This is a genomic window from Baekduia alba (assembly GCF_028416635.1).
GTDB classification, from domain to species: domain Bacteria; phylum Actinomycetota; class Thermoleophilia; order Solirubrobacterales; family Solirubrobacteraceae; genus Baekduia; species Baekduia alba.
Genome location: NZ_CP114013.1, coordinates 4,985,925 through 5,012,766 on the forward strand (window position 1 = coordinate 4,985,925; position 26,842 = coordinate 5,012,766).

At 74.5% G+C, this 26,842-nt stretch carries 24 protein-coding genes and 2 pseudogenes; 11 read left to right on the forward strand and 15 right to left on the reverse strand.

Going from position 1 to position 26,842, the window contains the following annotated elements; genetic code table 11:
- Positions 1 to 96 precede the first annotated feature (96 nt).
- Positions 97 to 543 carry a hypothetical protein gene (locus tag DSM104299_RS24975; RefSeq protein WP_272474379.1) on the reverse strand — a complete coding sequence of 149 codons (447 nt, stop codon included), beginning with the start codon at positions 541 to 543 and terminating at the stop codon, positions 97 to 99.
- A 1,117-nt stretch (positions 544 to 1,660) separates the two neighbouring features.
- Positions 1,661 to 1,816, reverse strand: a complete 156-nt coding sequence (locus DSM104299_RS24980) for a hypothetical protein (protein WP_272474380.1) — start codon at positions 1,814 to 1,816, stop codon at positions 1,661 to 1,663.
- 208 nt (positions 1,817 to 2,024) lie between these two features.
- Between DSM104299_RS24980 and DSM104299_RS24985 the strand changes: the two genes are divergently transcribed.
- The 5 genes from DSM104299_RS24985 to DSM104299_RS25005 are packed head-to-tail and all read left to right on the forward strand — an operon-like array spanning position 2,025 to position 7,826.
- Positions 2,025 to 3,161, forward strand: a complete 1,137-nt coding sequence (locus DSM104299_RS24985) for a hypothetical protein (RefSeq protein WP_272474381.1) — start codon at positions 2,025 to 2,027, stop codon at positions 3,159 to 3,161.
- Positions 3,162 to 3,171: 10 nt separating this feature from the next.
- Positions 3,172 to 4,143, forward strand: coding sequence for a hypothetical protein (locus DSM104299_RS24990; RefSeq protein WP_272474382.1), 972 nt, complete (start codon positions 3,172 to 3,174; stop codon positions 4,141 to 4,143).
- Positions 4,133 to 5,836 carry a PKD domain-containing protein gene (locus DSM104299_RS24995; RefSeq protein WP_272474383.1) on the forward strand — a complete coding sequence of 568 codons (1,704 nt, stop codon included), beginning with the start codon at positions 4,133 to 4,135 and terminating at the stop codon, positions 5,834 to 5,836. Before DSM104299_RS24990 ends, DSM104299_RS24995 begins: the two co-directional genes overlap by 11 nt.
- Complete coding sequence (locus DSM104299_RS25000) at positions 5,821 to 6,339, forward strand: hypothetical protein (protein ID WP_272474384.1); 519 nt, start codon at positions 5,821 to 5,823, stop codon at positions 6,337 to 6,339. The genes DSM104299_RS24995 and DSM104299_RS25000 overlap by 16 nt, the downstream gene beginning before the upstream one ends.
- A 5-nt stretch (positions 6,340 to 6,344) precedes the next feature.
- On the forward strand, positions 6,345 to 7,826 hold the full coding sequence (locus DSM104299_RS25005) for a serine/threonine protein kinase (RefSeq protein ID WP_272474385.1): 1,482 nt from the start codon (positions 6,345 to 6,347) through the stop codon (positions 7,824 to 7,826).
- A 42-nt stretch (positions 7,827 to 7,868) separates the two neighbouring features.
- Here DSM104299_RS25005 and DSM104299_RS25010 read toward each other — a convergent pair whose 3' ends face one another.
- Positions 7,869 to 9,086, reverse strand: coding sequence for a UPF0158 family protein (locus DSM104299_RS25010; protein WP_272474386.1), 1,218 nt, complete (start codon positions 9,084 to 9,086; stop codon positions 7,869 to 7,871).
- Between the two features lie 58 nt (positions 9,087 to 9,144).
- Positions 9,145 to 10,065: a LysR family transcriptional regulator gene (locus DSM104299_RS25015; RefSeq protein ID WP_272474387.1), complete on the reverse strand. Its 921-nt coding sequence runs from the start codon at positions 10,063 to 10,065 to the stop codon at positions 9,145 to 9,147.
- 83 nt (positions 10,066 to 10,148) lie between these two features.
- Between DSM104299_RS25015 and DSM104299_RS25020 the strand changes: the two genes are divergently transcribed.
- Both DSM104299_RS25020 and DSM104299_RS25025 read left to right on the forward strand, forming a co-directional pair.
- The gene (locus tag DSM104299_RS25020; RefSeq protein WP_272474388.1) at positions 10,149 to 11,369 is read left to right on the forward strand and encodes an MFS transporter; all 1,221 of its coding nucleotides are present in this window, start codon (positions 10,149 to 10,151) and stop codon (positions 11,367 to 11,369) included.
- 48 nt (positions 11,370 to 11,417) lie between these two features.
- A complete protein-coding gene (locus DSM104299_RS25025) occupies positions 11,418 to 12,041 on the forward strand; it encodes a cysteine hydrolase family protein (protein WP_272474389.1) in 624 nt (207 codons plus the stop codon).
- On the opposite strand, the gene DSM104299_RS25030 is transcribed toward DSM104299_RS25025, so the two are convergent.
- The 8 genes and pseudogenes from DSM104299_RS25030 to hutH form a co-directional block, all read right to left on the reverse strand.
- Complete coding sequence (locus DSM104299_RS25030) at positions 12,016 to 12,462, reverse strand: GFA family protein (RefSeq protein ID WP_272474390.1); 447 nt, start codon at positions 12,460 to 12,462, stop codon at positions 12,016 to 12,018. The two genes, DSM104299_RS25025 and DSM104299_RS25030, sit on opposite strands and share 26 nt — an antisense overlap.
- 35 nt (positions 12,463 to 12,497) lie before the next feature.
- Positions 12,498 to 12,725 (reverse strand): annotated as a pseudogene (locus DSM104299_RS25035) (mannosyltransferase YkcB-related protein); the annotation flags it as partial.
- Between the two features lie 19 nt (positions 12,726 to 12,744).
- Positions 12,745 to 12,861, reverse strand: a pseudogene (locus DSM104299_RS29620) (hypothetical protein); the annotation flags it as partial.
- A 223-nt stretch (positions 12,862 to 13,084) separates the two neighbouring features.
- Positions 13,085 to 15,316, reverse strand: coding sequence for a hypothetical protein (locus DSM104299_RS25040; RefSeq protein WP_272474392.1), 2,232 nt, complete (start codon positions 15,314 to 15,316; stop codon positions 13,085 to 13,087).
- Positions 15,317 to 15,342: 26 nt separating this feature from the next.
- The gene (locus DSM104299_RS25045; protein WP_272474393.1) at positions 15,343 to 16,224 is read right to left on the reverse strand and encodes a hypothetical protein; all 882 of its coding nucleotides are present in this window, start codon (positions 16,222 to 16,224) and stop codon (positions 15,343 to 15,345) included.
- Between the two features lie 13 nt (positions 16,225 to 16,237).
- On the reverse strand, positions 16,238 to 16,480 hold the full coding sequence (locus DSM104299_RS25050; RefSeq protein WP_272474394.1) for a hypothetical protein: 243 nt from the start codon (positions 16,478 to 16,480) through the stop codon (positions 16,238 to 16,240).
- Positions 16,481 to 16,542: 62 nt separating this feature from the next.
- The gene (locus DSM104299_RS25055; RefSeq protein ID WP_272474395.1) at positions 16,543 to 19,449 is read right to left on the reverse strand and encodes a helix-turn-helix transcriptional regulator; all 2,907 of its coding nucleotides are present in this window, start codon (positions 19,447 to 19,449) and stop codon (positions 16,543 to 16,545) included.
- Positions 19,450 to 19,531: 82 nt separating this feature from the next.
- Positions 19,532 to 21,064: a histidine ammonia-lyase gene (gene hutH, locus DSM104299_RS25060; RefSeq protein WP_272474396.1), complete on the reverse strand. Its 1,533-nt coding sequence runs from the start codon at positions 21,062 to 21,064 to the stop codon at positions 19,532 to 19,534.
- Between the two features lie 373 nt (positions 21,065 to 21,437).
- On the opposite strand from hutH, the gene DSM104299_RS25065 reads away from it, so the two are divergent.
- Together DSM104299_RS25065 and DSM104299_RS25070 are read left to right on the forward strand one after the other, a co-directional pair.
- The gene (locus DSM104299_RS25065) at positions 21,438 to 22,046 is read left to right on the forward strand and encodes a TetR/AcrR family transcriptional regulator (protein WP_272474397.1); all 609 of its coding nucleotides are present in this window, start codon (positions 21,438 to 21,440) and stop codon (positions 22,044 to 22,046) included.
- A 5-nt stretch (positions 22,047 to 22,051) separates the two neighbouring features.
- Complete coding sequence (locus tag DSM104299_RS25070) at positions 22,052 to 23,254, forward strand: MFS transporter (RefSeq protein WP_272474398.1); 1,203 nt, start codon at positions 22,052 to 22,054, stop codon at positions 23,252 to 23,254.
- On the opposite strand, the gene DSM104299_RS25075 is transcribed toward DSM104299_RS25070, so the two are convergent.
- Positions 23,199 to 23,717 (reverse strand): hypothetical protein, encoded by a 519-nt coding sequence (locus DSM104299_RS25075; protein WP_272474399.1) that lies wholly within the window; start codon positions 23,715 to 23,717, stop codon positions 23,199 to 23,201. The genes DSM104299_RS25070 and DSM104299_RS25075 overlap by 56 nt on opposite strands.
- A 217-nt stretch (positions 23,718 to 23,934) precedes the next feature.
- Here DSM104299_RS25075 and DSM104299_RS25080 point away from each other — a divergent pair, with 217 nt between their 5' ends.
- Positions 23,935 to 24,237 carry a hypothetical protein gene (locus DSM104299_RS25080; protein WP_272474400.1) on the forward strand — a complete coding sequence of 101 codons (303 nt, stop codon included), beginning with the start codon at positions 23,935 to 23,937 and terminating at the stop codon, positions 24,235 to 24,237.
- The gene (locus tag DSM104299_RS25085; protein ID WP_272474401.1) at positions 24,234 to 24,701 is read left to right on the forward strand and encodes a PaaI family thioesterase; all 468 of its coding nucleotides are present in this window, start codon (positions 24,234 to 24,236) and stop codon (positions 24,699 to 24,701) included. The genes DSM104299_RS25080 and DSM104299_RS25085 overlap by 4 nt, the downstream gene beginning before the upstream one ends.
- Here the strand turns inward: DSM104299_RS25085 and DSM104299_RS25090 are convergent.
- Both DSM104299_RS25090 and DSM104299_RS25095 read right to left on the reverse strand, forming a co-directional pair.
- Positions 24,698 to 25,921: an ROK family transcriptional regulator gene (locus tag DSM104299_RS25090; protein WP_272474402.1), complete on the reverse strand. Its 1,224-nt coding sequence runs from the start codon at positions 25,919 to 25,921 to the stop codon at positions 24,698 to 24,700. The two genes, DSM104299_RS25085 and DSM104299_RS25090, sit on opposite strands and share 4 nt — an antisense overlap.
- Positions 25,918 to 26,841: an aldose 1-epimerase gene (locus DSM104299_RS25095; protein WP_272474403.1), complete on the reverse strand. Its 924-nt coding sequence runs from the start codon at positions 26,839 to 26,841 to the stop codon at positions 25,918 to 25,920. Before DSM104299_RS25095 ends, DSM104299_RS25090 begins: the two co-directional genes overlap by 4 nt.
- Position 26,842: the final 1 nt, after the last annotated feature.

Sequence of the window (26,842 nt, forward strand, 5' to 3'; positions counted from 1 at the left end):
GATGAGCGCTAGACGCTTCATCGCTCTGGGGACCAGCGTTGCAGCGCTGGTGATCGGTGGTCCGATCGCTTCGGCGGTCGCGGCCGGCTCAGCCGATCAGACGGGCGCCCAGTCGTCCTCGTCCCAGGGCTCCAATTCCGGTAGCACCACCCAGGGGGCGGGCCAGTCACAGGCCGCCGCCAGCCCCGCCTGCACGGCCGGGTGCGGTGGATCGGGCCAAGCCCAGCAGCTCTCGCAGGATTCCGACACGACGCAGAGCGCAAGCTCCAGCGCCAACGCCAACCAGAACGCTGTCAACGCGAACGTCCCAGTGGTCGTGAGCGGTGACGGCGTGTCGGTCGGTTCCCAGACGTACGGGAACATCGCACCGGCAAGCGGCTCGAGTTCCGCAACCCAGAACGCGAGCAACGCGGCCACCTCGTCCGCGTCCAACTCGGCGAGCACCACCCAGAACGCCAACCAGACCCAGACCAGCAGCAGCAGCTGCCAGGTGGGCTGTGGCGGTTCCGGGCAGGCGCAGTCGTCGAGCCAGGACGCGTCCACGAGCCAGTCCGCCGATTCGTCAGCCGACGCCTACCAGAACGCGGTCAACGCGAACGTTCCGGTCGTCGTCGCGGGCGGGTCCGTCACGAGCGGCAACAGCTCTGCCACGCAGAACAACAGCAACTCGGCGGACTCCTCGGCCAGCAACACGGCGTCGACGGATCAGAGCTCGTCCCAGACCCAGTCGAGCAGCAGCAGCTGCCAGGCGGGCTGTGGCGGCTCCGGCCAGGTGCAGGAGAGCAGTCAGTACGCGAGCACCGACCAGTCTGCGGACTCGTCGGCGACCGCGACCCAGAACGGCGTCAACGCGAACGTCCCGGTCATCGTGGCCGGCGGCGACGTGACGGCGGGGCGACAGCTCCGCCGACCAGACGCTGGACAACTCGGCCAGTTCGGAGGCGTCCAACTCCGCCGAGACCACCCAGAACGGACCCCAAACCCAGACCGCCAGCAGCAGCTGCGGCTACGGGTGCGGGGGCTCCGGCCAGGCGCAGTCGTCTGACCAGAGTGCCGACACCTCGCAGGAGGCCTCTTCGTCCGCCACGGCGGATCAGAAGGGCGTCAACGCGAACACGCCGGTCTCCATCAGCGGTGGGGACTACGTCGGAAGCTCGAGCAATGCATCGCAGAGCAACAGCAACTCGGCGTCGTCCAATGCCTCCAACAGCGCATCGACCAGCCAGTACAACGACCAGACCCAGACGGCCAGCTCAAGCTGCGTCGCCGGGTGTGGTGGCAGCGGTCAGGCGCAGGAGAGCTACCAGGACGCGTCCACCTACCAGGACGCGGATTCGGACGCGACGGCAGATCAGACGGGCACGAACGCAAATGCGCCCGTCGAGTTCGTCGACCCCCCGAGCTCTGCTTCGCAGAGCCTGGACAACTCGGCCGACTCCTCGGCCAGCAACGACGCCGACACCACCCAGGACTCGTCACAGTCCCAGTCGAGCAGCGACAGCTGCGAGGCCGGCTGCGGCGGCTCGGGCCAGGCGCAGGCGTCCTACCAGACCGCTTCCACCGATCAGGAAGCGGACTCCACCGCTGACGCGACCCAGAAGGGCACGAACAGCGGCGGCTCGCAGGACAACTCCAATTACGCGGACTCCTCGGCGGACAACTACGCGTCCACCGACCAGTCGACGTCGCAGGACCAGTCGAGCAGCGACAGCTGCTCGGTCGGTTGCGGCGGCTCGGGCCAGGTCCAGGAGGCGTCCCAGGACGCGTCCACCGACCAGAGCGCGTACTCGGAGGCCAACGCCGACCAGACCGGCACCAACGCCGGTGGCGATCAGTCGCTGGACAACTCGGCATCGTCCGAGGCGTCCAACGACGCGGACACGACCCAGGATCCGGAGCAGTACCAGGACAGCAGCGACAGCTGCGACGCTGGCTGCGGCGGCTCGGGTCAGGCCCAGTCGGCGGACCAGACGGCCGAGACCGATCAGTCGGCCGACTCCGCGGCGTACGCGACCCAGACGGGCGTGAACATCGCGGGCACGCAGGACAACTCCAACAGCGCGGACTCGTCGGCGTACAACAGCGCGTCGACGGACCAGAGCACCTCGCAGGATCAGTCGAGCAGCGACAGCTGCGCGGCCGGCTGCGGCGGCTCGGGCCAGGCCCAGCAGGCGTCCCAGGACGCCTACACGGACCAGGACGCGTCCTCGGAGGCCGACGCCGATCAGTACGGCGTCAACACCGCCGGCGCGCAGTACTTGGACAACTCGGCTTCGTCCGAGGCGTCCAACGACGCGTCGACCTACCAGGATCTCGACCAGAGCCAGGACAGCAGCGACAGCTGCGAAGTCGGGTGCGGCGGTTCCGGGCAGGCGCAGTCGGCGGATCAGTCGGCCGAGACCGATCAGTCGGCCGACTCCGCGGCGTACGCGACCCAGAAGGGCGAGAACGTCGCGGGTGTGCAGGACAACTCCAACGATGCGGACTCGTCGTCGTACAACACGGCGACGACCGACCAGGGCACCTCGCAGGACCAGTCGAGCAGCGACAGCTGCGCGGCCGGCTGCGGCGGCTCCGGTCAGGTCCAGGAGGCGTCTCAGGGCGCCTCGACGGATCAGTCCGCGGACTCGGAGGCCGACGCCGACCAGACCGGCCTCAACGCCGGTGGGTCGCAGGCGCTGGACAACTCGGCTTCGTCCGAGGCGTCCAACGACGCGTCTACCACGCAGGATCCCGAGCAGTCCCAGTCGAGCAGCAGCAGCTGCGAGGCGGGTTGTGGCGGGTCCGGCCAGGCGCAGGCGTCGGATCAGTGGGCCGAGACGGACCAGGCGGCCTGCTCGTCAGCGGACGCGACCCAGAAGGGCACGAACGCCGGCGGTTCGCAGTACCTGGACAACTCGGCGGACTCGTCCGCCGACAACGAGGCGACCACGGACCAGTACACCGACCAGGATCAGTCGACCGGCGCGGCCGTCGCAAGCGTGAAGAGCGCTTCCGACGAGTCGGACGGAGCGGCGGGCGACGGCGGTCCCGGTCAGGTGCAGGACGCGACGCAGTGCGCGACCACGTACCAGGACGCCTACTCAGAGGCCAATGCCGATCAGACCGGCACCAACGCCTCGACCGACTCGGGCGATGTTGAGGATCTCATCAACGCCTAAGGCGGCATTCGTGCTGTGGGCGGCGGCGCTCGTCGCCGTCGCCCCGGCGCGAGCGGCCGATCCGCCGCCGTCGCAGGCCCCGCAGCCCGCGAGCGGCGCGGTCGCGCAGAACGTCGCGATCACCATCCAGCTGCTCTGGCAGGTCCAGGAGGGCTGCGCGCGCCGCTGCGTCGGGACCAGCCAGACGCAGACCGCCGCGCAGACGGCGACGACCGTGCAGGTCGCGGCGTCGACCGGCGCCGCGGGCGCGGTGGCGTCCAACACCAGCGCGACGATCCAGCTGATCGTGCAGACGCAGCTCGGGTGCGTGGCGTTCTGCCTCGGGACGACGCGCGTGCAGGTCGCGTCGCAGCGCGCCGACGCGACGCAGCTGGCGTCCGCGATCTCGGGCGCGCTGGCGGCGGGATCCAACGACGCGTTCTTCACCCAGCTCGTGTGGCAGTACCAAGATGTATGTCTTGAAGCGTGCGACGACGTCGACGCCCGGCAGGTCGTGGAGCAGGCGGCCAGCGCCGCCCAGGACGCCGGCGGCTCGGCCGCGGCGCTCCCGCTGCCGCCCGTCGCGCCCGACCTCGGCGCGTTCACGGCCTGGCTGGCGACGGTCGCGGCGACCGCGACGGTGGACGTCGCGCAGCAGCGCGACATCGCCGCCTGCCTGGAGGACTGCACCGGCGACGTGCAGGTCCAGATCAGCGTGCAGGAGGCCACGACGGCGCAAGCAAGCGTGGCGACGGCGACCGCGGCGATCCCCTCCGCGGCCGCTGACCCCGAGGACACGGGGTCGCCCGCCCCGCCGGCGGCGGCGACGGCCGCATCTGTCGCCGCCGCCGCGCCCGTGGGGCACGAGCGCGCGCCCGCGAAGGCGCGCAAGCAGCAGCGACGGCGCTGCGCACGACATCGCCACGTGGCACGGAGGGCGATGCGCAGCACGCTCGATCAGCGATGGAAGCAGACGAACGAAGGGATCCGTTGTGGGACGTGAGCGAGGCATCCTGGCGCTGGGCGCGAGCCTGGCGCTCACCTGGGCGCTCGTCGCCGCGCCGGCGGCGCTGGCGACGCCGCCGACCGTGGACTTCAGCGCCGCGCCGACCACGGCGCGCGTAAGCCAGAGCATCGGCTTCACCGCGGCGGCCAGCGGCAACGACGGGGCGACGATCGCGTCGCTGGCGTGGTCGTTCGGCGACGGCGCGACAGGCGGCGGCGCCTCCACGGCGCACGCCTACGGCGCGACCGGCGACTACGGCGTGACGCTGACGGCGACCGACTCCAACGGCGAGACGGCGAGCGCGTCGCACGGCGTGCACGTGGTCGGCAACCCGACCGCGTCGTTCTCCTTCGGCCCCAACGTGCCGAACGTCGGCGACACCGTGTCCTTCGACGGGCGCGCGTCCGGCGACCCGGGCGGGGCGATCCAGTCCTACGCCTGGGCGTTCGGCGACGGCGCGACCGGCGCGGGCGCGCAGCCTTCCCACGCCTACGCGACGGCGGGCGACAAGGCCGTGACGCTGACGATCACCGCGGCGCTCGACGGCCGCACCGCGTCGACGTCGAAGACCGTGCACGTCAACGTGCCGCCGAAGGCGTCGTTCGTCTTCGCCGCGGTCAACGCGCCTGCGGGGCAGGACCCGTTCACGCCGGTCCTCAACCAGCAGGTCGCGTTCAGCGCGCAGGGCTCGAACGACCCCGACGGCTCGGTGACGAGCTGGGCGTGGGACCTCGGGACCGGGACGTTCGGGGCGCCTTCGGCCGTGTCGTGGCTGATCACGTCGTTCACCACCGCGGGCAAGAAGGACATCAGGTTGAAGGTGACCGACAACGGCGGCGCGACGACGACGACCACCACGTCATTCCGCATCAACACGCCACCCATCGCGGCGTTCGACGTCGCGCCGGCCGCGCCGGAGACCGGCGACACCGTCACGTTCTCCTCGACGGCGTCGGATCCCGACGGCGTCGCGGACCTCGGCTCGACGTCGTGGGACCTCAACGGCGACGGCACCTACGGCGACGCGACGGGGCCGACGGCCAAGGCGGTGTACCTGACCGCCGGCACGTACACGATCGGCGAGAAGGTGACCGACAAGGGCGGCGCCGCGACGACGACCACCAAGGCCCTCAACGTGGTCGGGCCGCCGGAGCCGCCGCCGACCGGGGACCCGGGTGACACCGGGACGCCGCCCACGGTCGTGTCCTCGCCGGGCGCGCCGGTCGTGCTCGGTCCCACGCCGCCGACCGCCGGCTCGTCGGGCAAGCCGGCCGCGACGGCCGCGGCGTCCGCCTCGGCCTCGTCGGCGCCCAAGATCGTGCTGAAGGGCCTGCGGGGCGTCCGCGTCCAGCTCGCCGGCAGCGTGACGGCGAGCCGTACCCGGATCACCAAGATCATGGTGTCGGGCCCAGAGGGCGCGCGGGTCGTGGTCCGCTGCCGCGGCGGCGGATGCCCGGGCGGCAAGGCGCTGCGCAAGACGATGGGCACGTCCGGGCAGCTGCGGGTCAAGGCGCTCGAGCGGACGCTGCGCGCGGGCGCGACGGTGACGGTCTCGCTGGCCAAGCCGGGCTACGCGACCAAGCGCATCGTGTTGACGATGCGCCGCGGCAAGGCGCCGGCGAGGGCGGAGAGCTGCCTGATCCCTGGCGCCGACGGCAAGTCCAAGAGCGAGCCATGTCCGGCAGCGTGAGCGGCGCCAAGACGGTGCGCGAGGCGGCGCAGTGGAGCGGGCTGCGCCGCGCGGCCGCGCTGGTCGCCGCGGCGGGCGCGTGCTTCGGCATCGCCTACGGCGCGGGCGCGGTGACGCGCGACGACAGCGCGCCGGAGGCCGACGTCGCGCCGGCGCGGGCCGCGGCCGCGGACGCGACCGCCGCCCCGCGCACGCTGCGCCTGGCCCCGGCGGCGGCGCTGCCGGCGCCGGCGCCGGCGGCGCGGCGGGTCGCGGTGCGGGCCAAGCGCGCGGCGAGCGCGCCGGCCGCGCGGTCGGTCGCCGCAACGCCGAGGACCGTCCGCGTGTCGGCGCCCGCGCGCAGCGCCCCGGTCCGGACCAGCCGGCCGGTCGCGGTGCGCCAGCCCGTGCGCAGCACACCGGTGTCCAACCCGGCCCCGCAGCCGAAGGCCGCGCCCAAGACGAGCACGCCGGCGAGCAAGCCGGCGGCCCAGACCATCACCTTCTTCGACGACGGCGGTTGATCGCGATGGACATCAGCAAGGACATGGACAACGCGGTCGTGGACGGCTTCGCCGTCGCGCGGGTCGTCGCCGAGCGCGACGGCTGGACCGTCGCCGAGGCGTCGAAGGAGGGACGCAAGGTGCAGCTGCACGTGTCGAGCCCCGCGGTCGCGCGCGACGCGGCGGCCGTCGCCCGGATCGAGCGGCTCGACGCGCTGCGGGCCGCGCCGCGCAAGCCGGGCGACCTCGCGCTGTCGCTCCCGATCGCCGCGGGGCGCGACGGCGACCGGCTGTACGTCGCGCGGCCGCGGATCGCGGCGGGCACGACGCTCGCCGACCGCCTCGCCGAAGGGCCGATGGAGCGCGACGAGGCCGTCCGGATCCTGAGCCTCGTCGCCGGTGCGCTGGACACGCTCGCGGCGTTGGGCCTCCCCGCCGCGCACCTCACCCCGGGGCGGATCGCGCTCACGCCGCGCAAGCCGACGCAACCGCTGTTGTACGACTACGGGTTCCCGACGCACGGCGCCGAGGCGATCGTCGACGTCGCGGACTACGTCGCCCCCGAGGTCGCCGGCGGCGCGCCGCTGACGACGGCGGGCAACGTGTACGCCTTGGCCTGCGTCCTGGTCGAGTGCCTGACCGGCGCGCCGCCGTTCCCCTACGACCGGCCGCTGCTCGTCCTCGACGCGCACCGCCGCGAGCCTCCGCCACGCGTGGCGGAGGCGACCGGCCTGCCGCCCGAGCTCGACGACGTGCTGCAGAGCGCGCTGAACAAGCGGCCCGAGCATCGCCAGCAGTCGGCGGCGGGCCTGCTGCGCGCGGTGCAGCGCTCGCTGGGACGCCGGCGCGTGCCGATCCCGGTGCTCGCCGCCCCGCCCGTCAAGACCCCGAAGACCTCGCCGCGCGCCACCGCGGCGACCTCGCCGCCCGCCACCGCCTCGCCGCGGGCGACGAGCCCGCCTCGACGGCACCGGACCCGGCGCAAGGTGCGCTGGCCGGTGCCGTCCGGCGTGGGCGTCGCCGCGGTGCTGCTGCTGGCCACGACCGCGGGCTACGCGACCGCCACGAGCGACCCGCGGCCGGCGGTGGTCGCGCCGGCGCCGTTGGGTCCGGCGGCCGCGTCGGTCGCCGATCCGAACGCGAGCGAGCGCGCCGCGCTCCTGAGCGCGGTCGACCGGGCGATCGACCGCCTGGACCGCGACCGCGCCACCGCCCGCGAAGACCTGCGCGCCGCCCGACATACCCGGGCGCAGGCGGCGGCCGCCGCACGGCTGGCGGCGGTGTATCGCGACGCGCGGCGGGCGCTGCCCCCGACCGCCGCGCTCGCGGCCGCGGCCCCGGCCCGCGCGCTGGACCCGGCGCTGGCCTCCGTGCAGCGCGCCTACCACCGCCTCGCGACGACGGCCCGCGCCGGCGACGCCGCGGCGTTCCGCAGCGCGGCCCGCGGGATCGTGCAGCGCGAGGCGACGCTGGACGCGACGCTGCGCCAGCTCACGCGGGAGGCCTGACCGCCCGGCGCGTCGGGCCGCGCGGCTCGGCGCGCCGGCGGGTCAGGCGGACTGGACGGGCGCGACTGGCGCGGCCGCCGCGGTGCCGCGCGGCGTCGCGAGCCACTGCGCGCAGGCGGCGAGGATCGCGTCAGCGGCCGCGATCGCCTCGCGGGCCTCGACGGGCGGCGCGTCGACCAGGGCGTGGTCGACCGCGTGGCGGTCCTCGTAGAGGCGGCGCAGGGCGCGAGCGTGCTCGGGCGCGACGCCGTCCTCGACGACGAGGCGCTGGCCGAAGGCGGCGACGGTCCCGGACGGCGTGGCGGCGTGCTCGCCGGTGGCGACGAGGGCGGCGTCGGCCGCCAGCAGCGCGCCGCGGTAGGCGTGCGACAGCGCGCCGGCGCACAGCTGCGCGTCGATCAGGACGCGGGCGGCGTCGAGCTCGCGGCGGGCCAGCTCGAGCCGCCGGGCGATCGCCGGGTCGGGCGCGTCGTGGATCGTCGGAGCGCGGCCCTCCACCGCGCGGACGCCCTCGTCGAGCGCCCCGCGGACCAGCACCGGGATCTCCTCCAACAACACGGGCAGCGCCGTCACCACGGCGCCGTTGCGCACGGAGTGGCGCCACAGCGTCCGCTCCATCCGGCGCTTCTCGGCCCAGCGGTCGCCGAAGCCGTCGAGGACGACCACCAACTCGACGGCCGCCTCCGGATGCGCCTCGCCGCGCGCCCACGCGCCGACCAGCAGGACGGCGCGCAGCCGCCGGCGGTACACGCGCCGCAGGTCGAGCGCGACGCGCCGCGCGAGCCCGTGGGCGTCCAGCAGCCCCGGCAGGTCGCCCGCCTCGGGGTCGGCGCGGTCGGCCAGCGCCTGCTCGGCGCCGGGCGCGCCGACGAGCTCGTGCTCGACCAGCCACTCGATCGCCCGGCGCTCGCCACGCGCGTCGTGGAAGGCGAACCACGCGCGGCGCAGCTCCGGGAACTGGCCGAGCGCGTCCTTGAAGCGCCGGAACGCGCCGCGCCCGACGATCGCGCGCTCCAGGAGGTCGCGCGCCTGGACGTCGCGGACGTAGGCGACGAAGTCCTCCATGTCGCCGTAGCCAACGGCGACCGGCAGCGGGTCGATCGCGACCGTCCCGTCTGCGTTGGCGTCCGGCTCGCCGCCGCCGCCGAAGTGCGGCCGAACCTCCCCGCTGTGCGCGTCGAGCCACCAGGTGTGCTCGTCGGAGTGGTCCTCGAGCGCGAGCGCGAGGTCCGCCAAGTCCACGTCGTCGATCGCCAGCATGACCACAGGCGATCGTAGGCTCGCGCGCGCGCGAGCGCCACCGATCCCCGCCCGATGATCAGGCCGGCTTCTGGTGCATCGCCTCGTTGCATAGGCGTCGCCCATCCTCGATCACGAACGTCCGGAACGCGGACACCACCGGCGTTTCCAAACGCTCCGGATCCCACACCATCCCGAGCGCTCGCTCCGCATCCGCGTCGCGGACGCGCAGATGTGGCGTCGCGGTGGTGACCTCCTCGGCCGCGACCCGCTGCGGCGAGACGAGCGCGACGCCCAGACCCGCCGCGACCAGCCCGCGCAGCGTCGCGACCTCGTCGCCCTCGAACGCGATCTTCGGCTCGAAGCCCGCGCGCCGGCACAGGTCGTCGGTGAGCGCGCGCAGGGCGTTGCCGGGCTGCAGCCCGACGAACGGCTCGTCGGCGACCTCCTCGAGGCGGACCGACCGCCGTCCCGCCAGTCGGTGACGCGGCGGAACCGCGAGCAGCAGCGGCTCGGTGACCAGCCGGTGCCACGCCAGGCGCCGGCGCGCCGGCCGCGGGCCCATCAGCACCAGGTCGGCCTCGCCCTCGTCGAAGCCCGCCAGCAGCGCCGCGGTGCCGCGCTGCGCGAGCCGGAACCGGACGGCGGGATGCTCCTCGCGGTAGGCGCCGACCAGCGCCGGCACCAGCCAGCTGCCCAGCGTGTGGAGGAACCAGAGGCGCAGCTCGCCGTGCTCGGCGTCGGCGACGTCGGCGACGGCCGCCGCGCCCGCGTCCAGCTCCTCCAGCGCGCGGCGCACGTGCGCGAGGTAGCGGCGGCCGTGGTGGTTGAGCGCCAGGACGCGCCCGCGGCGGTCGAAGAGCGGGACGCCGACCTGGGCCTCCAGCCGGCCGATCGCGCGCGACAGCGCGGGCTGGCTGATGTGCAGGTCGCGCGCGACCGCCGTCATGTGCTGGCGCTCGGCCAGCGCGGCGAACCAGCGGAGCTCGTCGACGTTCATCTCCGACTCATGATGCCAACGCATCGATCAGGGCGCAAAGATGCATTGGAGAGATGAGGCGGCGAGGCCGACAATGGGGGTGCATGGACCACCACCCCGGCTACGTCTCCGGAGATCCCGGCTTCCGCCGCCTCGCCGCCGCCCTCTTCGCGGCGGGCCTCGGCACCTTCGCCCTCCTCTACAGCACGCAGGCGCTCCTCCCCGTCTTGAGCCGCGACTTCGACGTCTCCCCCGGCATCAGCGCGCTGTCGCTCGCCGTGACGACCGCCAGCGTCGGGATCGGCCTGCTGCCCGCCGCGTGGCTGTCGGACGCGATCGGCCGGACGCGCGTCATGGGCCTGTCGCTCGTGCTGTCCTCCGCGCTCGGCCTGACCAGCGCGCTCGCGCCCACCTTCGCCGCCCTGCTCGCCGTGCGCGGGCTGGAGGGCCTGGCGCTCGCCGGCCTCCCCGCGGTCGCGATGGCGTATCTGGCCGAGGAGGTCCACCCGCGGGCGCTCGGCGGCGCCGTCGGCCTGTACATCGGCGGCAACGCGATCGGCGGCATGGTCGGCCGGCTGCTCGCCGGCGGGTTGGCCGACGTCGGCGGCTGGCGCGCGGCGGTCGCGGGCGTCGGCGCGCTGGGCGTCGTGTGCGCGATCGTCGTGCTGCGGCTCCTGCCGGCGTCGCGCAACTTCCGCCCCCGGCGCGTGACGTCGACCCGCGAGGCGCTCGGTCGCCTGCGGGCGCCGCTCGCCGACCCGGGGCTGCTGCGGCTCAACGCCATGGGCGCGTTGTTGATGGGGACGTTCGTCGCGGTCTACAACGGCCTCGGCTTCCGCCTCGCCGCCGAGCCGTTCGACCTCAGCCCCGCCGCGCTGGCGCTCGTCTTCCTCGTCTACCCGATCGGCTCGGCCAGCTCGGCGCACGCGGGCCGGCTCGCCGATCGCGTCGGGCGCCGCACGGTCCTGCCGCTCGGCGTGCTGCTCACCGGCGGCGGCCTGGCGCTCACCGCGACCGCCAGCCTCCCGCTGATCGTCGTCGGGATCGCGACCCTCACCGCCGGCTTCTTCGCCGGCCACTCGGTCGCGTCGTCCTGGGTCGGCCGCCGCGCCGCCGGCGCCGCCGGCCAGGCCTCGGCGCTCTACCTGTTGGCCTACTACGCGGGGTCGTCGATCGCCGGTCCGCTGGCCGGGACCGCCTGGACGATGGACCATTGGAACGGCGTCCTGGCGATCGCGGGCGTGATGCTGGCGGTCGCGTTGTTGGTGTCCTTGCGCCTGCGGCGGACGCCGCCGCTGGGCGCGCCGCTGGTCCCCGCCGGCTAGGCGCGCCGGCGGCTATGACCGCCCGCCGCGGAGCGGTAGCCTCGGCCGATGGCCATCGATCCGCAGCGCACCGCCGTCGTCCTGATCGAGTACCAGAACGACTTCACCTCCGAAGGGGGCGCGCTCCACGGCGCGGTCCAGACCGTGATGGAGAGCACCGGGATGCTCGACAACACGCGCCGGCTGGTCGAGGCGGCGCGGGCTGCGGGCGCGACGATCGTGCACGCGCCGATCACGTTCGCGCCCGGCTACAACGAGATCTCGGCGCACCCCTACGGGATCCTCAAGGGCGTGGTCGACTCGACCGCGTTCGTCAAGGGCGAGTGGGGCGCGGAGATCGTCGACGCGCTGGCGCCGGCCGAGGGCGACATCGTCGTCGAGGGCAAGCGCGGGCTGGACACGTTCGCGACGACCAACCTGGACTTCATCCTGCGCGCCCGCGGCATCGAGACGATCGCGCTCAGCGGCTTCCTGACCAACTGCTGCGTCGAGTCCACGATGCGGACGGGCTACGAGAAGGGCTACAACGTGATCACGCTGTCGGACTGCGTCGCGGCGACGTCGCCCGAGGAGCACGACAACGCGATCACCTTCGACTACCCCATGTTCTCGGAGGTCATGACGTCCGAAGGGCTCGCCGGCCAGCTCAAGGGCGCGGGCGCGCCGGCTTGATCGCCGCGTAGCGCTCGAGCCCGTCGTCGTCGGCGACCGGCAGCCAGGCCGGCGCGTCGGCGACGAAGTTGTGGAACGACGGCCGGATGCCGGGGTCGTCGTCGAGGGTCCCGAGGCGGATCGAGACCTCGGGGCCGTCGGGCCACGAGCCGCCGAACAGGCTCGAGCCGCAAGCGGTGCAGAAGACCTTCACCATGCCTTGGTCGGGCGTGTAGGTCCGGAGCAGGTCGGCGCCGGCGAGCAGGGTGAAGTCCTCGATCGCCGCGCGGCCCTGGGTCGAGGCGGCCGCCCCGGTGTGCTTGCGACAGCGCGAGCAGTGGCAGAAGTTGGCCCGCAGGAACGGGCCGGTGACCGCGTAGCGGACGCCGCCACAGAGGCAGCTGCCGCGGACGGGCGCGGCGGGCGAGGGCGTGCTCGACATCGTCGGATCGTCGCACGCCCCCGCCGCCATCGGTTCTAGGCCGAGACCGCGTAGAGCGTGCCCGAGGTCGTCGAGACCGTGGTCACGGCCTTGCCGTGGGCCTGGACCCAGGCGGTGAGGGCCGACGAGCCGCCGCCCCCGCCCGGGCCGCCGCCGCTGCCACCCGCGCCGACCGACACGTACTTCAACTCGCCGCGCGTGACCATGGCCGCCAGCTGGGAGGCCGTCGGGGCGTTGTCGCTGCCGCTGAAGCCGCCGATCGTGACGACGGGCTTGCAGCATCTTGGTCATGAACGCCAGGCCGACGATCGCGCCGGCGAGCAGCAGGGGCTTGGTCTGCCCGCTCCCGATCGCCTTCTGCGTGAAGAACGCCGCGGCGACGAGCAACAACACCAACAACGCGTCATGTGCCTACGACTCCTACAGGTTGGTCGTGCGTCGCGGAGGACCGGGGGCGGCAGCGTCGGCGGAGGCAGTGACGATCGGTGGCGTTCGGCCGGAGGCGAGCTGCGGCCGATCGCGGCGAAGACGACGGGCCTGCCAAGGCCGCTCCGGGCGGCCACCGAACGACCGAGGGCCGCGCCATCCTGGCGCGGCCCTCGAGCGACTTCCCCCGTGAGCGCTAGGCGCGGACGAGGCGCAGCGTCGTGCTGCTGGTCCCCGCGGTCACCTTGACCTTGGTGCTGTGCACGCGCCGGGTGGTGCGCGCCAGCTTGGGCTTGTCCTTGCCCGTGAGCTTGACGACGATCGCCTTGGTCTTGTTCGCCTTGAACGAGAACGCCTTGCGACCGACCACATGCTTGTTGTAGGAGATCTTCAGCGTGCCCTTGCAGACCTTGCCGTGCGACGCCGGGCAGGTCATCGAGACGACGACCGTGCCGTCGGAGCGGAGCTTCAACACCTTGTTGTTGATCCGCGGCCAGTGGCGCTTGTGGTGCTTGGGCGGCTTGTGGCCGTTGCCGGGGTTGTAGACCGGGCCGGGGGCGCGGACGCCCGTCACGAAGGTCCGGTCGGGCCCGTAGAACGTCCCGAAGTCGCTGTCGACGACCGAGCGGTAGTGGATGACGTTGTACTCCGGCAGCGCCCCGAGGTCGGCCGCGAACACCTGCGGCGTCGTGGCCGCGCCGATCTTCTGGTCGGCGGTCCGGCTGCCGTACAGCGGCGTCTGGCCGTAGTCGAAGTGCGCCTTGACGGCCGCACCCGCGGGGTTGACCGAGCCGGTCACGTGCGCCGTGCTCAGCGTGACGTTGGACGCGTCACCTGTCGTCACGTCGGTCGGCGCGTAGCCGTGGGCCAGCAGCCGCTGCGGCGAGCCCTCGGTCGTGTGCAGGAAGAACGGCGTGCCGGCCGCCGCGCCCGGCGCGTTGGCGCCGTCGGCGGTGAACGGGTCGGCCGTGTTGCTCGACGAGATCGGCGAGCGCACGTCGGCGTCGGCCGGGTCCACCGCGCCGTCGACCTTGAACGTCGTCAGGCCCTCGAAGTGCCCGACGACCGTCTTGAGCTTGCCGCCGATCGTGCTGTGCCACTGGACGTAGGGCGTGTTGCCCGAGAACGTGATGTCCGGACGGGACGCGTCGAGCGTCGGCGCGGAGACCGGGTTGCCGTTGTTGGCCAACTCGAAGTGATCGCCGCCGACCAGGCGCGAGACGAAGATCCCGTGGTTGCCGTTGGGCAGCGTCTCGGACCACGCGACCCACGGCGCGGTGATGCCGCCGGGCGTCAGCGTGCCGGCCGCGACCCGCGGGTCCTCGGCGTCACGGTCGGGCGCGGCGTTCAGCGAGCACGCGTCCTCGGAGGGCTGGTCGACCGCGCACGCGCCGAAGCCGTGCGTGCCGCTCGTGTTCAACACGTTCACCTTGCCCTGCGTGCCACGACCGACGGCCACGTACTTGAAGCCGCCGTCCGCGGTGGGCTCCGCGACGGCCTTGGCCGCGAAGACCTGCTCGGTGTTGCGCAGCCCGATCTTGGAGTCGTTCTCCTCGTACCAGACGATCCACGGCACGGTGTCGCCCGGGCCGGTGAACGCGACGTCCGGCTCGATGCCGTCGCGCGTCGGGTCGATGTTCAACGTCGGGTCGGTCGCGCCGGTCGAGGTCGCGGCGCCCTTGGTCGTGCGCTCGATGCCCGTCTGCTGCCAGCAGAACGCGCTGACGCTGGTGCCGCCGCCGGGCTTGTTGGCCGAGCAGTCGGCCTGCTTGATGGCGCGCGAGACGAAGATCTGGTTCGGCGAGCTGTCGTTGTCGGCACCACCGTCGCGCTCCTGCCAGGCCACCCACGGCACCGGCGCGTTGCCGGCGACCGTCGCGCCGCCCGCGACGGCCGGGTTCTCGGCATCACGGTCGACGTGGATGTTCAAGGACGGGACCTTGCTGGTCGGCGCGCGATCCTGGCCTTCGGGGATCCACTTCTTGTTGGGGGCATCGAATCGCGACGCGAAGATGTTGGTGGCGTCGCTACCCAGCAGCGGACTGGGCTCGTACCAGGAGACCCACGGCACGGTGCGGTCGGCGCCGGCGAAGTCGATCGACGGCGCCTCGGCCTCCTGGTGCGGGTCGAGGTTCAGCGAGGCGGGCGAGCCCTGCGTGATCCACTGGCCGCCCTTGAAGGCACGGACGAAGATCTGCTGCTCGGCGCCGGCGTCCTTCTGCTCGAAGGTCGCCCATGGGACGCGGACGCCGCCCGCGGCGAGCGAGCCGCCGACGAGGTCGGACGCGCCGGCGTCACCGGATTCGTTGACCTGTCCTCCCGGCGGAAGACCGGGCAGGGCGGCGGAGGCACTGGTGGCAGCCAGGCCGAGGGTCGCGGCCGCGGCAGCCGACAGCACGGCACCGCGTCGCATGATGCGCGAGCGCATGGGAACAGCTCCTTTGAGGAGGTGGATTAGAGGGAGAGGCGCCCGGCGCGCGTTCTCGTGACGCCCAGCACGGCGAGGCCGAGCAGGGCGAGCAGCGCGCCGAGGTACAGCAGCAGCGGCGCGCCGGTGCGGGTCAGCGCATCGGCGTGCAGCGCGGGGACCGCCAGCAGCGCGAGGCACCAGGCCCCGAGCGTGGCGTACGGAATCAAGGCTTCGGCGGTCCGGCGCAGGTCGTACGCGGACCACAGCAGGGACGCGGCGATCATCGCCAGCCAGGACGCGGTCGCCTGCGCCAGCAGCGGCGTGAGCGGCCAGGGCCAGTCGTCGCCGAGCGCGGTCGGGAACGCGAACAGCGCGACGGCGTAGGCGGCGAGCGCCAGGCCGGCGACCAGCGACGCGCGGCGCAGGAGGTCGAGGCGCGGGTCGGCGAGGACGGGCCGCAGCGTGATCGCCCGCTGGCGGGCGCTGAGCAGCAGGACGCCGAACGGCGCGCACGCGTAGACGACGGTCCAGCCCCACGTCGGCGCGTAGTCCCACTTGAACTTGTCGCTGTGCAGCAGCGTCGCCGCCATCAACCCGATGGACAACACGAAGAGCGCGACGGCCAGCGGCTGGATCGAGCGCCAGCGCCGCGCGGCGAAGACGACCAGCCCGGTCGCGACGACGCCCGCGAGGTAGCCGGCGCCGAGGAAGGCCGCCGACGGGTAGGGCTGGATCGGCCAGGCGTAGTCGGTCTCCGCCAGCTCGGGCAACCCGTACAAGAACACGGCGTTGAGGACCGCCAGGAAGAGCAGGCCGCCGACGGCCCAGCGCGTGACCGGCCGGATGCGGCCGTCGTAGGCCGTCCCGGGACGCGGCGCGCGACCGCCCCCGCCAGCGGCCGTCGTCACCGCGGCCGTGCGCGGCATGGGGACCGCGACCTCAGGGGATGGGCACACGAGAGACACGGATGACCTCGGTCTGGTGGCTGAGGTACTCGGGGAGCTGCCCGAGGGCCGACTGCTGGTCCGGCGCCTCGACGAACCACCAGAGGCCGTGACCGCCCAGCGGGCAGGTCGACAGGGCCTCCGAGTGGCGCAGCGGGCTGGCGAAGCCGCGCCAGGCCGCGAACGTCCGGCCGCACTCGGCCGGCGTGTGGTGGTGGGACAGGAGGAAGGTTGGCACGCCCTGCAGACTGGCGACCGGGCGACCCCCCGAACATCAGGGAACCCCCTGCACTTCGTCGATCAGTCCCCAGGGTCGCGCTCACGTCCCACCGCTCCGGCGACGGCCACCCGCCCGGACACGCCGAGCTTGGCGAACACCTTGGTCAGGTGGCTCTCGATGGTCTTCTCGCTCAGGAACAGCTCGGCGGCGATCTCGCGGTTGGTGCGGCCGTCGGCGACGAGCTCGGCGATCTCGCGCTCGCGGCCGGAGAGGCTGGCCAGGCCCTCGGCGCCGGATGCGCGGCGCCGGCGCGCGCCGACGCGGCGGCCCAGGCGGCGCAGCTCGCGCGCGGCCTCGTCGCGCAGGCGGGTGGCGCCGATCGCGGCGAGGTCCGCCTCCGCGCGCTCGAGCCAGGAGACCGCGGAGCTGGCGTGGCCGAGCTGGGCGGCGGCGCGCCCGGCGACGGTGCGGGCGCGTGCGGCCTGGACGGCGGCGCCGGCCTGGGTCGCACGGTCGACGGCGCGTTCGGCGTGCGCGAGCGCGCCCGCGGCGTCGCCGGTCGCGAGGTCCAGGAGCGCGTGCGCGTGGGCGACGGCGGCCTCGACGTGGCCGAGGTCGCCGAGCTGCGCCTGGAGCTCCTCGCCGCGCTGCACCCAGTCGCGGGCGACGGTGTGGTGGCCGAGGTCGAGCTCGGCGCGCGCGAGGATCGCGTACAGCCACGCCCGCCGGCCGGGCTCGACGTGGGCGAAGCCCGGCCCGCCGGCGTCGGCCATCGCCTCCAGGCAGCGCTCCGGCTCGCCGGCCTCCAGCCACGCTGCGGCGACGTGCACGCGCGTGCCCTGCGAGAGCACGCTCTCGTCCAGGTGGGCGAGCAGCTCGAGCGCCTCGGCGCCCGCGGCCCGCGCGCGCGGCAGCTCGCCGGCGATCGCGGCGATCCACGCCTCGGCGGTCAGCGCCCAGCACAGGATCTGGCGGTTGCCCGACAGGCGCCCGGCCTCGACGGCGCCGTCGGCCTGCTCGAGCGCGGCGCGCAGGCGGCCGGTGACCTCGTAGGCGTGCGCCAACCCGATGGACATGGGGGTCGCGAACTGGCCCTGGCCGGCGGCGCGCGAGAGCGCGATGCCGCGCCGGAAGTGGCGGATCGCGGCGTCGTAGCGCTCGGCGAAGTACTCCGCGAACCCCAGGTAGTACGGGCCGTCGAGGCGCCCGCCGAGGGCGTCGTCGGCCATCCCGTCCAGGCGCTCGGCGGCCTTGTCCGCCGTGGCGTGGGCCTCCGGGATGGCGCCCAGGCCGAGCTGCGCGTAGGTCGCCAGCGCCTCGGCGACGAGCTGGAGCGCGGGGTCCTCGAGTGCGGTCGCGGTCGCGTGGCCGCGCTGCGCCCAGGTCCTCATCGCCGTGAAGTCGCCGTCGTACAGCGCATCGGCGGCGAGCTCGACCTGGAGGTCGGCGGCGGCGATCGACGACGGGTCGGCGACGTGGTCGAGGGCGGCGACGAGGCGGCCGTGCGCGGCCTCGTGGCGGCCGAGCAGGTTCTCGCACATCGCGCAGCCGGCGACCAGGCGGGCGCGCAAGGGCGCGAGCACGTCGTCGTCACCGGCGAGCTGGAGCGCCTGGTCCAGCGAGTCGAGCGCCGGGACGAGCTGGCCGATCGCCGCCTGGCACTGGGCGAGCATGACCAGCAGGCCGAGGCGCTGGCCGGCGCTCTCCGGGTCCTGCGGCAGGAGGCGCAGCGCCGCGGCGTACCAGCCCGCGGCGGCCGCGGGGGCGCGCGCGGCGGCACCGCTGCCGGCGGCGATCAGGACGCCGATCGCGGCGGCGTCGCCGGGCTGGGCGGCGCGCTCGAGGTGGTGGGCGCGCGCGGTGATCGAGCCGCCCTCGCGCTCCAGGGCCTGCGCGACGCGAGCGTGCGCGCCCAGGCGCCAGCCCTCCGGCGTCGTGTCGTAGATCGCGCGGCGCACGAGCGGGTGGCGGAAGCGGTAGCGGCGCGGGACGTCGGTGGGCGCGAGCAGCGCGGCGTCGAGCAGGACGTCGAGCGCGTCGAGCGCGTCGGCGGTGTCCAGCTGCGCGGCGGCGACCGCGGCGTCCAAGGACATGGGGTCGCCCACGACGGCGCCGGCGCGGACCAGGCGCGCGGCGTCCTCGGGCAGCGCGCGGACCTCCTGCTCCAACGCGTGGGCGACGCCGCGCGGGACGTCGTCGTCGGCCGACGGGGTCGCGGCCCGCGCCAGCTCCTGGAGGTAGAACGGGTTGCCGCCCGACTGGGCGAAGATCGCGTCGCGGCGCGCGGCCGGGACGTCGGCGGGCAGCAGCGCTTCGGCGTCGGCGAGGGTCAGCGGCTCGAGCGGCAGCTCGACGACGGCGCGCTCGCGGACCGCAGCGGCGAGCGCGTCGACCAGCGTGGCGCGCGCGGGCGAGGGGCGGAACGCGAGGACGAGCAGGACGCCGCGGCGCGGCGGGCGGCGCAGCAGGTGCGCGACCAGCTCCAGCGACGCGGCGTCGGCCCAGTGCAGGTCGTCGAGGGCGAGCACGACGCGCTGCTTGGCGCCGAGCGCCTCCAGCAGCGCGCGGACCGCGCGATGGGTCTGGAAGCGCTCGTCCTGGAGCCTGCCGGCGGTGGCGTCGCCGAGGCCGTCGAGGCCCGGGACGATCGGCGCGAGCTCCGCGGCCTGGGCGCCGACGAGACGCTGGAGGCGGTCGACGCCCAGCGAGGCGGCGTAGTCGCCGAGCGCGTCGACGGCGACCGCGAACGGAAGGTCCTGCTCGAGCTCGGCGGCGCGGCCGGAGAGGACGAGGTGGCCGCGCGCGTCGGCGCGGTCGCACAGCTCCTCGGTCAGGCGCGTCTTGCCGATGCCGGGTTCGCCGGAGAGCGCGAGGATCGGCGAGGAGCGGCGGTCCAGCTGGGCGAGCGCGTCGGCGACCGCGGACAGCTGCGCCCGCCGCCCGACGATGGGATGGGCGGCGTTGGCCGCGTCTGCAGGGGTGGCCATGAGGTGCACCGTCCGACGGTAGACCTCAGCGAACGGCGCAGCGAGTGGGGTTCCCCGTACGGCCGGGGTGGCGCTGGCTCGCTCAGGAAAGCGGACCGATGACGGCTTGCACGGCCGCGACGAGCGAGCCGTCGCGCACGATCGCCTCCGCGGCGCGCAGATCGGGCGAGAGGAAGCGGTCGGCGCCGGGGCGGGCGACGTGCCGGCGGAGGTGGTCCACGGCCGCGGCGGTGCCGGCGGCCGGCGCGAGGGGACGGCGCAGGTCGATCGCGTGGCCGGCGGTCGCCAGCTCGATTGCCAGGATGCGCGCGAGGTTGGCGACCGACGCGCGCAGCTTGCGGGCGGCGCCCCAGCCCATCGAGACGTGGTCCTCCTGCATCGCGCTGGTCGGCAGCGAGTCGACCGAGGCGGGCGCGGCGAGCCGGCGGTTCTCGGCGACCATCGCGGCCTGCGTGTACTGGGCGATCATGTACCCCGAGTTGACGCCGGCGTCCTCGGTGAGGAACGGCGGGAGGCCGTGCGAGCGGGCGGGGTCGAGCATGCGGTCGGTGCGGCGCTCGGCGATCGCGCCGACCTCGGCGGCGGCGATGGCCAGGAAGTCGCAGGCGAAGCCGACGGGCGCGCCGTGGAAGTTGCCGCACGACTCGACGCGGCCGTCGGGCAGCACCATGGGGTTGTCGATCGCGGAGCGCAGCTCGGCGCCGGCGACGCGGCGGGCGTGCTCGACGGTGTCGCGCGCGGCACCCGCGACCATCGGCGCGCAGCGCAGCGAGTAGGCGTCCTGGACGCGGTCGTCGTCGTAGCGGTGCGACGCGACGATCGGGGACGCGTGGAGCAGCTGGCGCAGGTTGCTCGCGCTGACGGCCTGCCCGGGCTGCGGGCGCAGGCCCACGAGGTCGGCGGCGAAGACGCGATCGGTCCCGAGCAGGCCCTCGACCGCCATCGCGGTCGTGATGTCGGCGACCTTGAGCAGGTTGTCGAGGTCGGCGAGCGCGAGGATCAACATCCCCAACATGCCGTCGGTGCCGTTGATGAGGGCCAGGCCCTCCTTGGCGACGAGCGTCAGCGGCGCGATGCCGGCGTCGAGGAGTGCCTCGGCGGCCGGCCGGGTGATGTTGGTGTTGTCGGTCACCTCACCCTCGCCGAGCAGCGCCAGCGCGCAGTGCGCCAGCGGCGCGAGGTCGCCGGAGGCGCCGAGCGAGCCATGCTCGCGAACGACCGGCGTGATCCCGGCGTTGAGGAGCGCGAGGATCGTCTCGGCGACGACGGGCCGCGGGCCGCTGCGCCCCATCGACAGCGTCCGGGCGCGCAGCAGCATCATCGCGCGCACGACCTCACGCTCGACCGGATCGCCCATCCCGGCGGCATGCGAGCGGACGAGCGCCCGCTGCAGCTCCTCGCGGCGGGCGGCCGGGATGACGACGTTGGCGAGCGAGCCGAACCCGGTCGAGACGCCGTAGGCGGGCTCGGGCGCGTCGAGGAGGTCGGCGACGACCTGGGCGCTGGCGGCCATGGCGTCGCGGGCCTGGTCGGAGAGCTCGACGGCGCGGTCGGCGCGGGCGACGGCGACGACGTCTTCGGGCTGCAGGTGGGTGCCGGTCAACTCGACGCTCATCGGGCGGAGCGTAGTTGGAGGGGCGCGGGCGGGCGGGTCGGTTTCGTCTCGGATGTGAGACGGATAGCGCTGGCGTTGGTTGGTCACCAGGGTCTGTGTCGTCTGGTGTCCCGCATAGGGCCACCAAACGACACGGACCAGGATTCGGCACCGATTCGGTGCGACCCTCCGGCCCCGAACCACCCGCCCCGGAGCACCACCAGAGACGAGCCACACCGACAGCGGTCGCGCCGCCCGAACGCCTTCACGCCCTTGATGAGGGACGGACCACGCCGCGCAGCACCACCAGCGCCCCGCACTGGTGACCAACCAACGCCCGCGCCACCGCCGTCCCGTCCGGTACATCCGTACCGTTTTCGGCACATTCGTACCGATGCCGTCGGCGCCCCCCACCAACCCCGCCCCCGCGCCTCGCGGCGCGGCCCGCCGGGCCGCGATCACGGAGGCCGCCCTCGCCGTGATCGCCCGCGTCGGTCCCGACGGCCTGACCCATCGACTCGTCGCCGCCGAGGCCGGCCTCCCGCTGGCCGCGACCACCTACTGGTTCGCCTCCAAGGAGGACATGGTGCGGGCGGCGTTGCAGCATGCGGCCGATCGGGATCTCGAGCATGTCGAGACGCTGCGCACGGCGTCAGAGCGATGGACGCGCAAGACGCTCGCGACGCACCTCACCCGCTTCATCGAGGACGCGTGCACGACCCGACGCGCGAACGCGGTCGTCGACTGCGCGCTGTGGCTCGAGGCGCTGCGGCGGCCGGAGCTGCGGCCCGTCGCGCACCAGTGGGTCGACGCGTACGCCGACGTCCTCGCCGCGGTGCTGCGCAACGTCGGAGCGCCCGGCGGCCGCGATGACGCCGAGCTGCTCGGCGCGGCGATCGACGGCATCATCTCCCATCAGCTCGTCGCCTCCGGGCCGTTCGATCGCGCGGCCGTGGCCAAGCGACTCGGACGCCTGACGGCAGCGCTCGTCACGCCTGGCTAGCCCGGATGTCGCCCGCCACCGCCGTGCGCGCCCCAGGGGTGCCGCGGACGCTCGCCCTCGCGCTGCTCGCGCGCGTCCCGCCGTCCGCGCTGGGGCTCCTCCTGGTCCTCCAGATCCGCCACCTCGACCACTCCTACGCCTTGGCCGGCGCCTGCTCGGGCGTCTGCGCGCTGGGCATGGCCGCGTTCTCGCCGCTGCTCGGCCGCGCGATCGACCGCGCCGGCCAGACCACCGTGCTCGCGCTCACCGGCGCGACCGTCACGCTCGCCTGCGCGCTGTTCGCGCTGATCCCCGCCGACGCGCCGGCCTTCGTCTTCCTCGTCGTCGCCACCGCGATCGGCGCCGTGCAGCCGCCGATCTCCGCGTGCGTGCGCGTCCTCTGGCGCCGGATGCTGGACCGCGAGGGCTTCAACGCGCTCGTCACGCTCGACGCGTCGCTGCAGGAGCCCGCGTTCATGACCGGCCCGCTGGTGCTGATCTCGATGGCGTCGGCGACCAGCGCCGCGATCGCGCTGGCGACCACCGGCGCGCTGCTCGGCCTCAGCTCGGCGGTCTTCGCGCTGCTGCCCGAGACGCGCCGGCTCGGCGGCCCGCGGCGCCATCACGACGACACGCCGCGCCCCGCCGGCGGCGCGCTCTCCTCCCCCGGCGTCCGGCTGCTGCTGATCGTCGCGACGATGATGGGCGTCGCCTTCGGCGCGACCGAGCTGAGCGTCGTCACCGCCGCCGAGGATCACGGCGCGAAGAGCGCGACCGGCATGCTGTTCGCGCTCTGGGGCGTCGGCAGCTTCGTCGGCGGCGCCCTGTGGACGCGCGCTCACGCCGCCGACCGCGACCCCGTGCGCGCGATGTTCTGGCTGATCGTCATCTGCGGGATCACCTCGCTCCCGCTCGGGCTGATGCCGACCGTCGCGCTGCTCGGCCTCGGCCTCGCCGTCGCCGGCGCGGCCATCGCGCCGCTCTTCGGCGTCCTGTACTCCCTGATGGGCGACGTCGCGCCAGCCGGCACGCTGACCGAGGCCTTCACGCTGGAGACGTCGGCGATCACCGGCGGCATGGCGCTCGGCTCCGCGACCGCCGGCGCGGTCGCCAGCGGCGTCGGTGCGCCCGCGACGTTCGTGCTCGCGGGCGCGGCCTACCTGACCGGCGGCCTCATCCAGCGCGCACGGCGCGGCGCGCTGAGTCCTGCGGCGCGGGCAACGGCGTGAGCAGCGCGAACGTCCGCTCGGCGCCGGCGATGGAGTGCAGCCTCCGGGTCCGGCGCCGGCCGAGCTTGCTCGCGCCGACCAGCACGGTCTCGTAGCGGCCCTGGGCCAGGATCCTGCCGAGCCAGACCTCGGCCCGGCCGTGCCGGCACAGCACGCCGCACTCGCCGTCGTCGCCCAATCGCGCGACCGCGTCGCGCAGCTCGGCCTCGGCCCGCAACCGCGAGTCCTCGGCCCACGGCCGCGGCATCATCATCCAGCCGCTGGCCGCCACCGCCCACCAGAACGGCATCCGCGCCGGTCCCGCCACCGTGACCCGCGCGCCGAGCGCCGCCGCCCGCGCGTTGGCGACCGGCAGGGCCTCTGCCAGGCCCGCCTCGTCCATGGCGACGACGAGCACGCCGGCGGCGCCGCGACGGATGCATCCCGCATCCTGCCGTCCTTCCGGCACCTTGAGGTCGATCACCGCGTCTCCTCCTCCTTAGCGCACATAGCTCCACGCGCTCGCTGACCAGAGGCCGACTGTACACCCGCTGCCCGAGCGCGTGGTGAGCCTTTCGTCCAGCCTTCGCACGGCCGTTGCACCCTTACGAGCTGACCGCACCCCCTGGGGCGGTCCTCCGCCGACCCGTACACGGGCAGGCACGGCCTCTGGGCCAGACGGCAGGTGTCAGCCTGACCGCATGGCCCCCACCTCCTCCCCGACCAGCACCGTCGACGTCGTCGACGAGCTCGCGTCGCGGGCCGCCTTCCAACGGCCCGACCTGTCCACCGCGTTCAGCGACGACGGCTGGCTCGCGATCCGGCTCACCGACGTCCTGATCAGCACCGCCGGCCTCGCGTTCGCGGCCGGCGAGCTCGCGATCGCGCGGCCCGCGGTCGCGCGCCACGCGTCCGACTTCATCGCCTTCAGCGAGCGGCTCGGGTCGCTCGTCGGCCTTCGCCACGGCGACCACTTCGCCTTCGCCGACGAGGCCGCCGCATGAGCGCCACCGCCGCCGCCTTCGCCCCCGACCTGCGCGCGCTGCCACCGGACGCGTGGCCCGAAGCGCTGACCGAGTTCTACAAGTCGGGCCTGCCCGGCGTCCTCGGCATCGAGATCACCGCGCTGGAGCCCGGCTGCGTCGAGGCGCGGCTGCCCCTGCGCGACGACCTGATGCAGACCGCCGGCGGGATCCTGCACGCCGGGACGATCGTCGCCTTCGCCGACTCGCTGGCCGGCTGGGGCTGCCTGGCCTCGCTCCCGGACACGGCGAGCGCGTTCGTCACCGGCGAGCTCAAGGCCAACATGGTGGCCTCGACCCGCCAGCCGGACGCGCTCACCGCGGTCGCGATCATGGTCCACGGCGGGCGCATGACGCAGGTGTGGGACGTGACGGTCGCGCGTGAGTCCGACGCGCGGGCGCTCGCGCACTTCCGCTGCACGCAGCACCTGGTCGCGGGCCGCTAGGCGCTGCCAGGACCCATCGCGGCGATCGCGTCCGCGCCGGTCTCGGCCAGCACGAGGCCGATCGCGCCGAGCACCTCGGCGCGCTCGCCGAGGCTGCCGGGCACGACCTCGGCGTCGCGCGCGATCGCCGGGATGGTCGCCAGGGCGATGCCCTCGCCGACCGCGTCGACGAGGACGTCGCCGACGACGCTCATCTCGCCTCCGACGATCACCAACTCCGGGTTGACGAGGTTGCAGATGGCGCCGACCGCTCGGCCGACGGTCCGCCCGGCGTCGGCGAACAGCCGCCGGCAGCCGGGGTCGCCGGCGCGCGCCATGGCGATCGCGTCGTCCAGCGTCACGTCGGGTCCGTGCAGCGGACGCAAGGCCTCCAACAACGCGGCGGCCGACGCCACGGTCTCCAGGCACCCGCGGTTGCCGCAGCGGCAGATCCGGCCGTCGGGGTCGGTCGCGACATGGCCGAGCTCGCCCGTCAATCCGGAATGGCCGAGGAACAGCGCGCCGTCGAGGATCAGCCCGGCGCCGATCCCGCCGCTGAGCATCACGTACACCACGTTGCGGGCGCCGCGGCCCGCGCCGTGGCGGACCTCGGCCAGCGCGCCGAGGTTCGCGTCGTTGCCCATCAGCACGGGCCGGCCCAGCCGGCGCTCCAGCTCGCCTCCGGGCGCGAACGGGCCCCAGCCGGGCAGGATGCTCGTGGCTCCGGGGTCGCCCAGCTCACGCAGGATCGGTGCGGAGACCGCGACCCCTACGCCTACGGTCCGACCCAGGTCCATGCTCAGCCGCTTGAGCTGGTCGTCGACCATCGTCGCGGCGAGGTCGATCGCCTGCGCGGCCCTGCTGTCGACGTCGATGTCATCGCGCGCCTCGGCGATCACCGTGCCCGACAGGTCGGCGACCGCAACGCGGACGAGGTCGTGGCCGAAGTCGATGCCGACGGCGGCGCCCGCGGCCGGGTTGAGCGTCAGCGCGACCGGCGGGCGGCCGACCGCGTTGGCGGTCGTCGCGTCGTCCTCGGCGTGGCCGTCGCCGTTGCCGCGCTCGACGACCAAGCCCTCGGCCTGCAGCTCAGCGACGAGCTTGGACACCGTCGTTCGCGACAGTCCCGTGTCGCGCACGAGGTCGACGCGGCTCGCGCTGCCCGCCTGGCGCAGGACGTCGATGATCCGCAGGCGGTTGCGCTGGCGCAGCGATCCGAGCGACCCCGGGGAGTCCTTCATCGGCGCCCAGGATATCCGCGGACGTCCAGCGCGAACGTCGCGCGGAAGCGCTCACCCGGCCCGACGCAGCGCAGTCCGCGCCCGGTGACGAGCGCGTTGACCGGCGCGGTCATCGGCTCCAGCGAGACGACGTTCGCGCTGGCCGGCGCGTAGACCTGCGCGACTGGGTAGCCGTCCAGAAGCCGCAGCCGGATCCGCCGGCGCGCGTCGCGCAGCGCGAACCAGGCGCCGTCGGCCAGCTGGTCGAAGCCGTCGTCGAGCGCGCGCGAGGTCAGCGGATGCTCGTCGGCCGGCTCGTCGCGGTGGGCGCCGGTCGGCAGCCCGAGGCCGTCGAGCGTCAGGTGGCGCCGGGCGGGCATCGCCAGGCGCCAGCTCCCGCGCGGCGTCCCGGGAAGCCGCAGGTACGGGTGCCACCCGAAGGCGATGGGAACCGGCACGCCGCTCGGGATCGGGAGCAAGGTGGTGGTGATCTCCAGCCGCGCCCCGCGCAGCGCGAAGGCCACGCGCAGCGTGTGCGGGAACGGGAACGCCGGATCGCTGCCCGGCCAGTCGAGGCGAGCGACGGCCTGCGTCGCGTCGGCCTCCTCCCAGCGCCACGCGCCGGGCGCGACCGACAGCCCGTGGATCGGCAGGTCGTTGCCGTCGCGGCCCAGCGCGCCGTTGGCGGCGTCCAACCGCGCGCGCACGCCGCCGAACGAGAACACGTCGCGTGCCAGCCGATTGGCCCACGGGTGCAGCAGCGTGATCCCGGCGGCGCGGCCGTGGACGCGCGACGACGCGGGCAGCTCGGCCGCGGCGACGAGCAGCTCCTCGCCCTCATGACGCAACGAGCGCACCTCGAGGAGGTCGGCGGCGACGATCCGAACGGCGACGTCGTCGCCCTCCAGCGCCACCGTCGCCGTCGTCGTCGCCGCGCGCATG